Origin of the sequence: Psychrobacter sp. FME5 (assembly GCF_014861375.1) — a bacterium.
GTDB lineage: Bacteria > Pseudomonadota > Gammaproteobacteria > Pseudomonadales > Moraxellaceae > Psychrobacter.
On sequence record NZ_RRYX01000140.1, the window covers coordinates 1 to 6,381 of the forward strand.

At 40.8% G+C, this 6,381-nt stretch carries 7 protein-coding genes; 2 read left to right on the top strand and 5 right to left on the bottom strand.

Going from position 1 to position 6,381, the window contains the following annotated elements:
* Positions 1 to 130 precede the first annotated feature (130 nt).
* The gene (locus tag EI161_RS12920) at positions 131 to 682 is read left to right on the top strand and encodes a hypothetical protein (protein WP_192529744.1); all 552 of its coding nucleotides are present in this window, start codon (positions 131 to 133) and stop codon (positions 680 to 682) included.
* 27 nt (positions 683 to 709) lie between these two features.
* Positions 710 to 1,294 (top strand): hypothetical protein, encoded by a 585-nt coding sequence (locus EI161_RS12925; RefSeq protein WP_192529745.1) that lies wholly within the window; start codon positions 710 to 712, stop codon positions 1,292 to 1,294.
* 143 nt (positions 1,295 to 1,437) lie between these two features.
* On the opposite strand, the gene pnp is transcribed toward EI161_RS12925, so the two are convergent.
* From pnp to EI161_RS12950, 5 genes are all read right to left on the bottom strand, one after another.
* Positions 1,438 to 3,540: a polyribonucleotide nucleotidyltransferase gene (gene pnp / locus EI161_RS12930; RefSeq protein ID WP_192529746.1), complete on the bottom strand. Its 2,103-nt coding sequence runs from the start codon at positions 3,538 to 3,540 to the stop codon at positions 1,438 to 1,440.
* A gap of 729 nt (positions 3,541 to 4,269) precedes the next feature.
* Entirely contained in the window at positions 4,270 to 4,536 is a 267-nt protein-coding gene (gene rpsO, locus EI161_RS12935) for a 30S ribosomal protein S15 (RefSeq protein ID WP_192524234.1), read from the bottom strand.
* A gap of 357 nt (positions 4,537 to 4,893) precedes the next feature.
* A complete protein-coding gene (locus EI161_RS12940; protein WP_192524235.1) occupies positions 4,894 to 5,067 on the bottom strand; it encodes a hypothetical protein in 174 nt (57 codons plus the stop codon).
* A 134-nt stretch (positions 5,068 to 5,201) separates the two neighbouring features.
* Positions 5,202 to 5,363: a hypothetical protein gene (locus EI161_RS12945; RefSeq protein ID WP_192529747.1), complete on the bottom strand. Its 162-nt coding sequence runs from the start codon at positions 5,361 to 5,363 to the stop codon at positions 5,202 to 5,204.
* A gap of 100 nt (positions 5,364 to 5,463) precedes the next feature.
* Positions 5,464 to 5,988 carry a type 1 glutamine amidotransferase domain-containing protein gene (locus EI161_RS12950; protein WP_192524237.1) on the bottom strand — a complete coding sequence of 175 codons (525 nt, stop codon included), beginning with the start codon at positions 5,986 to 5,988 and terminating at the stop codon, positions 5,464 to 5,466.
* Positions 5,989 to 6,381: the final 393 nt, after the last annotated feature.

Consider the following 6,381-nt stretch of genomic DNA (forward strand, 5'->3'; position numbering starts at 1 on the left):
ATGATAAGCTTAAAGCCAGCTATGAGGCTGCCGTAATTCTCGCTTGTGTCTTTATCTGGCTGCCGCTGATTTGAATTCTATACAGCCCCTAGTATGGCTACTTATATTTTTAACATAAATCGACCATCTTATGAATAAGAAAGAAATGCGTCCTTTATCAAGCAAATCATCCACAGATAAACCTGTGAAATCACGCCAAAAAATGTGGCTAGTGCTTATATTAGTACTTATTGCTATCGGTTATCTAGTCTCAAAGCAATCCGGACCAGAAGTTCCAAAGCCTGTCAGTGAATCAGCCTCACCATCGATGACTGAGCAAACTGGGGCGGCTCAATCTGCTTCTATACCAATAGACAATGAAACAAATGAAACAAATGAATTAGAAAATAGCGAGGTGACAGCAGATAACAGCCAAGCAGCGCCTATGGTCACTGACCCTACAACATCTGACTCTGAGGCTATCTTAAACGCGCCATTACCAGAAACAGACAGTTTGGCTAAAGAAGAAATTGATCGCTTAGAGGATACGCGTAAGCGCTTAGCCGAACAAGAAAAGCTTGCCGCTGAGCAGGTTGCGATGAATAAACAACTGACAGAGATGAAAGCTGAGCAAATCGAGTTGCTCGAACAACAAATAGCACAAATAGAAGCAAGAACAGACCCAAAACCTAATACAAAATAATGTAAATTCTTTATAAAGGGGCTGATAATGGCGACTCTACAACCCACCCACGCCCCTATTTTAAATAGCAGCGCACAGTTGCTTATTTTACCCGTCAATAGCGCTGGTGTGCTTTTAGACCCTATCCTCGCGCGAACAAAAACTTTATTTCCTGATAACTATCAACGTTATTATCGCGCTTGCCGTGATGGCAGTCTAAGCGTGGGTAGTTGTTTACTGCATAAACGTACACGTGAGCAGGCTGGACTTGGAATCAGCAATAACGGCAACCAACCAAGCTACATTGCCAATCTTGTTGTATCAAACCACCCTTATCATCCATCGCGTGCGCGTTGGTTGACAGCAGCCTTAGCCGACTTACAGCAGCAGCTCATACCTCTTATCCGCTACCAAGGTCTCCGTAGAATTGCTCTACTGGCACGTCCACTTATCCATAAACCTATACGAGGTGAAGCGGCCGAATTATCCACTGAATCTAACGTAGCAAACCCACTTCCATTAGATTGGTATGTTGATATTTTACCGTTATTAAAGCAACATCTACAAGGTTTGCCGAAAGTTCGTATCGATATTCATCTTCCCAAAGACATTGATATACACAAATCACTTTGATATAGACGAGTACTTCAAGACAATATCGCACTGCAAATATGAGTTTTTTGCGCCCATAAAAAAACCGCCTTGAGTGCTCATAATAAGCGACTCAAAGCGGTTTTTTTACTGAGTAAAGACCAGCTAAAACCAATTATCAAAAATTAGTTCTGCTCAATACCTTTCATGGTCAGTTTGATACGGCCACGATTGTCGACGTCTTGTACAAAGACTTTCACCGTCTGACCTTCTTTTAGATAGTCAGATACATTCTCAACGCGCTCTTCTGCGATTTGCGAGATATGCACGAGGCCGTCTGTATTTGGCAATACATTGACAAAGGCACCGAAGTCAACGATACGCGCGACTGTACCTTCATAGGTTTTGCCCACTTCAACTTCTGCAGTGATTGCTTCGATTTTACCGATAGCAGCTTTCGTTGCCGCTTTGTTTTCACCAAAGATGCGAATAGTACCAGCATCATCGATATCGATAACTGCACCCGTTTCTTCGGTTAGCTGACGAATCGTTGCGCCGCCTTTACCGATAACGTCACGGATTTTGTCTGGATTGATTTCGATAACCGCATAGTTAGGTGCATGAGCGTTGATTTCAGTACGGCTCTCTGGCAATACTTTATTCATCGCGTCTAAGATATGGATACGACCAGCATGGGCTTGTTTTAACGCTTGCTCCATGATGTCTGGGGTAATACCTTCGATTTTGATATCCATCTGCAGGGCGGTGATACCGTCTTTAGAACCAGCGACTTTAAAGTCCATATCGCCAAGATGATCTTCATCACCTAAGATGTCAGACAATACCGCAAAACGCTCGCCTTCTTTAACCAAGCCCATGGCGATACCAGCAACCGGTGCTTTTAATGGTACACCTGCATCCATCAATGCCAAGCTTGCACCGCAAACAGAAGCCATTGAAGATGAACCGTTAGATTCAGTGATTTCTGATACCACACGGATAACGTACGGGAAACGTTCGCTGTCTGGTAGCATCGCTTGTACACCGCGGCGCGCTAAACGGCCGTGACCGATTTCGCGACGTTTTGGAATACCTTCACGACCCGTTTCACCGACTGAGAAATGCGGGAAGTTATAATGCAACATGAAATGGTCACGAATGGTACCGGCTAGCGAGTCAATCATATTCACATCGCGCGTATTACCAAGCGTGGTTGTAACCAATGCTTGCGTCTCACCACGAGTAAATAGTGCTGAACCATGGGTAAATGGCAATACACCAACTTCCACATCAAGGGCGCGGACAGTCTCAAGATCACGACCATCGATACGTGGCTTACCAGATAAGATATTGTCACGAACAGTGCGATATTTAAGGTCGTTATAGATGTCTTTTAATTCAGATACGGTGTCAGCATAATTTTCTGACTCAGTATCACCAGCAAGTGCCTCGATAATCGATTGCTTAATTTCATCAAGCTTGGTGTAGCGCTCTTGCTTATCAGTAATCGTATAAGCATCAGCCACTTGCGTACCGAACTGCTCTTTCATGCTGGTCTCTAACGCTTGATCACGCTCAGGGGCAGCATACTGTTGCTTAGCCGTACCAATCTCTTCTGCTAGTGACGCGATATTATCAATCACGATTTGTTGCTGCTCATGACCGTACAATACAGCACCTAGCATTTGGTCTTCTGACAGCTCTGCAGCTTCTGATTCAACCATCAATACCGCAGATTTGGTACCAGCGACGACTAGGTCCAGATCACTTTCTGTGAGCTGCTCAAGCGTTGGGTTGAGTACGTATTCGCCATTGATAAAGCCAACACGTGCCGCAGCGACTGGGCCGTTAAATGGTGCGTCAGAGATAGCTAGCGCGGCTGAAGCACCGATGAGTGCAGCAATATCTGCAGACTGGGTTTTGTCTGATGACACAACCGTCGCCGTGATTTGAACCTCGTTGACATAGCCTTCAGGGAATAGCGGACGAATCGGGCGGTCAATTAGACGTGAAGTGAGTGTTTCAAACTCGCTCGCACGGCCTTCACGTTTGCCATAAGCACCTGGGATTTTGCCCGCAGCATACATCTTTTCTTGGTAATTCACGGTCAGCGGAAAGAAGTTTTGACCTTCTTTGGCTTCCGATTTCACAACAGCGGCTACTAATACGGTAACGCCGCCCATGTGAACCAAGATAGAGTTTGCTTGACGCGCAACGCGACCTGTTTCGATAACAACCTGTTGGTTGCCATACTGGAATTCACGCTTAATGGTGTTAAACATTGTCATATAATCTTCCTAATGTTGACTGACAAAAGTAATATCAGCGCTATAAAAAGCTGATATTTGTCATTAAAATTCTTTGTATATAACCAATAATTGACACGCTTCCTATTTTGGGATCACGTCAATTAAGGCCAATATCCTTACTTATTTATCTCATGTCTCTATCTATAATAGACATCATACTCTTGCGTGCGTTTGGTCATTCAAATGTGGTCTTACTATAAGTTTTCACTATAAATACTATCAAAAAGGGGTCGATAGCACTAATCTCCATTCATCGTATCTTTTGCGCTTTAGCCTACTTAAATTGGTAGTAGCCACTCTATAAATAACGACTTTCTACAAACAATCATTCTATTAACGACTGTCAGGCTACAAACCTACCTATACCCTGCATTATTTTACCGTGATTTATAGCCATTGACCAATTAATTGCAAAACAAAACGCAGGTAGATTATTGCAGTGACGACTTTGAGTATATCAGTACTTATTTGGCCAAGTTCTTTGTAGGTTGCGCTCACAGTATCAAACTGGCGCAACTTATTTTGGCTGGATAAACCATATCCATAAGCATAAAAAAAACGGCGTGAAACTGTTCCACACCGTTTTTAGAGAAAATCTATTTTATCAATCTCAACAAGCAAGTTCTAAGCGGTTTAGTAAAAACTCTAAAAAAGTACCAAATGATGGTATCTTTTGTTTTAGTAACCACTTGTACTATTGTCGCTAAATTAACGACGTAGACCTAACTGGCTAATAAGGGTGCTGTAGCGACCAAGATCTTTACCTTTTAGGTAATCAAGCAATTTACGACGGGTGTTAACCATACGGATAAGACCACGACGGCTATGATGATCTGCTTTGTGCATTTTAAAATGGTTCTGCAAATCGTTGATACGTGCACTTAATAGCGCTACTTGTACTTCTGGTGAACCAGTGTCGTTTTCGCCGCGCTGGTATTGAGAAATGATTTGTTCACGATCGTTGTTAGTTAGCATAAATATCTCCGGCAATGCTAAAAGCTTTAAGACAGACTCAAATTTGAGCGCGCTTTAAAAGCAGTAGAATAGTAAAAAAGATACTTGTACGCCATTCAGGACAACCCTGCATTACTAGAGTTGACCTAGTGTACGACAAGCTCAATCAGTTATTGAAGCAATCACTTAAACACAGGCAGTATTGATACAAAATAGCTCTTAACCGTGTCATCTGCTTACAGTAACAAGTTAAGGATAGTGTCTCACCTAAAACCCAGTTCAAATGTGACGGTAATTATAACAAAAAACTGCTGAACTAGCAGCAGTTTTTCATAATAGTTTTATAGTTACAGTTAGGCTTGTCGCCTGTCACCTTTCCTATTGATTGGTATCTTTTTTAGTCGCATTGCCACCAAGTTCGTCATCAGCAAGAGGTGCCGTTGTCGCTTCTGCCAAACTATCAGGGGTAGTATCTTCGCTGGGGTTGATGTCCTCTGCCAGTTTTTGGATCTTTTTTTCTTCTTGATCCATATTTTTTGATGAATTACTCATAACGACTCCTAAATTAGCGTTATTATTAAGCGTTAGTCAATCCACTATAAAACAAGCGCAACAAGAAAATTCATATCAGTAGCGCGTTATAACGTTTGTACTCGTTTTATTTAGTAATGACTATTTTTTCTCTTCTACTTATCTTTTTTAGCTTGTTCTACATTATCAGCAATACGATCTGCTGCGGCTTCAGTATTTTCTGTGTGATTATCTTCGGTTTGACCTTTTAATGCAGCTTTTGCTGAGTCAGAACGTTGTTGCTCAAGCTTGGTTTCGTTTGGATTAGAATTTGACATAGTATTTTCCTTTTACTGGTTATTGTAATGAGTGAGGACTGTCTATAAATTTTAAATGGCTCAGAGCTAGTAAACGTTGCTAGCTTTACAAGTATTGATTCTATGATAGCGCCTGATCGATAGCGTTGACAAAATTATCAATATCGTCTGGGTTGCGCGAGGTAATAAGATTATCATCCACGTGTACGCTTTCATCTACAAATTTTGCTCCTGCATTTTCTAAATCGGTCTGTAGAGAATGATAGGCCGTTAAGGTTTTACCTTTAGCAATGCCAGTATTAATAAGAATCCAAGGCGCGTGGCAAATCACAGCTAGTGGCTTATTTGCATCATTAATCGCTTTAATAATACCGTGAGCCTCTTTATTGCCACGTATCGTGTCAGCATTAACTGTGCCACCAGGCAGGACCAGAGCATCATAACCTTCTACTTTTGCGTCTTTAGCAAATATATCGGCCGTGAAAGTTTTGCCTTTATTTACATCCTGCTTCATACCTTGAACTTCTTTTTGTTTATCAGTAGTAATCAGTATGGTTTTATAACCTTTTTCTTTTAATTGGTCATTGACCTCTTCATACTCTGCTTGTTCAAAGTTATTGTGTAATAAAAAAGCAATAGTCTTCATAATATTTCCTATATTTTTATATTCTCTATATTTTTATTAACTAAATTGTTCTTCTTATAATAACAACGTCCGAGTTGCATCCTGCCTTATTAGTATTAGTATTAGTATTAGTATTAGTATTTTTTTATTGTTATATCATCAAATTATTTTTATTTATTCTTATAGTATTAAACTTTTTTTATTATTTATTACAGTTATATTTTATTACTTAGATTAACACATGAAGTGCAATACCAAATGTGAGGTGAAAAAAAGACCTAGATGCGCTAGCATCAAAGTTTTTATCCACCGACCAAAGTGAGATTGCAACCATGAACTATACACATCTAAGCCTAGGTGAACGATACCAGATTTATGCCCTTAAAGGGGCAAAACATAGTATTAAATTTATAG

Bases quoted from the DNA above. Each gene is read 5' to 3' on its own strand.
- EI161_RS12920 (WP_192529744.1), top strand. From the start codon at position 131: ATGAATAAGAAAGAAATGCGTCCTTTATCAAGCAAATCATCCACAGAT.
- EI161_RS12945 (WP_192529747.1), bottom strand. From the start codon at position 5,363: ATGTCAAATTCTAATCCAAACGAAACCAAGCTTGAGCAACAACGTTCT.
- rpsO (WP_192524234.1), bottom strand. From the start codon at position 4,536: ATGCTAACTAACAACGATCGTGAACAAATCATTTCTCAATACCAGCGC.
- EI161_RS12940 (WP_192524235.1), bottom strand. From the start codon at position 5,067: ATGAGTAATTCATCAAAAAATATGGATCAAGAAGAAAAAAAGATCCAA.
- EI161_RS12925 (WP_192529745.1), top strand. From the start codon at position 710: ATGGCGACTCTACAACCCACCCACGCCCCTATTTTAAATAGCAGCGCA.
- pnp (WP_192529746.1), bottom strand. From the start codon at position 3,540: ATGACAATGTTTAACACCATTAAGCGTGAATTCCAGTATGGCAACCAA.
- EI161_RS12950 (WP_192524237.1), bottom strand. From the start codon at position 5,988: ATGAAGACTATTGCTTTTTTATTACACAATAACTTTGAACAAGCAGAG.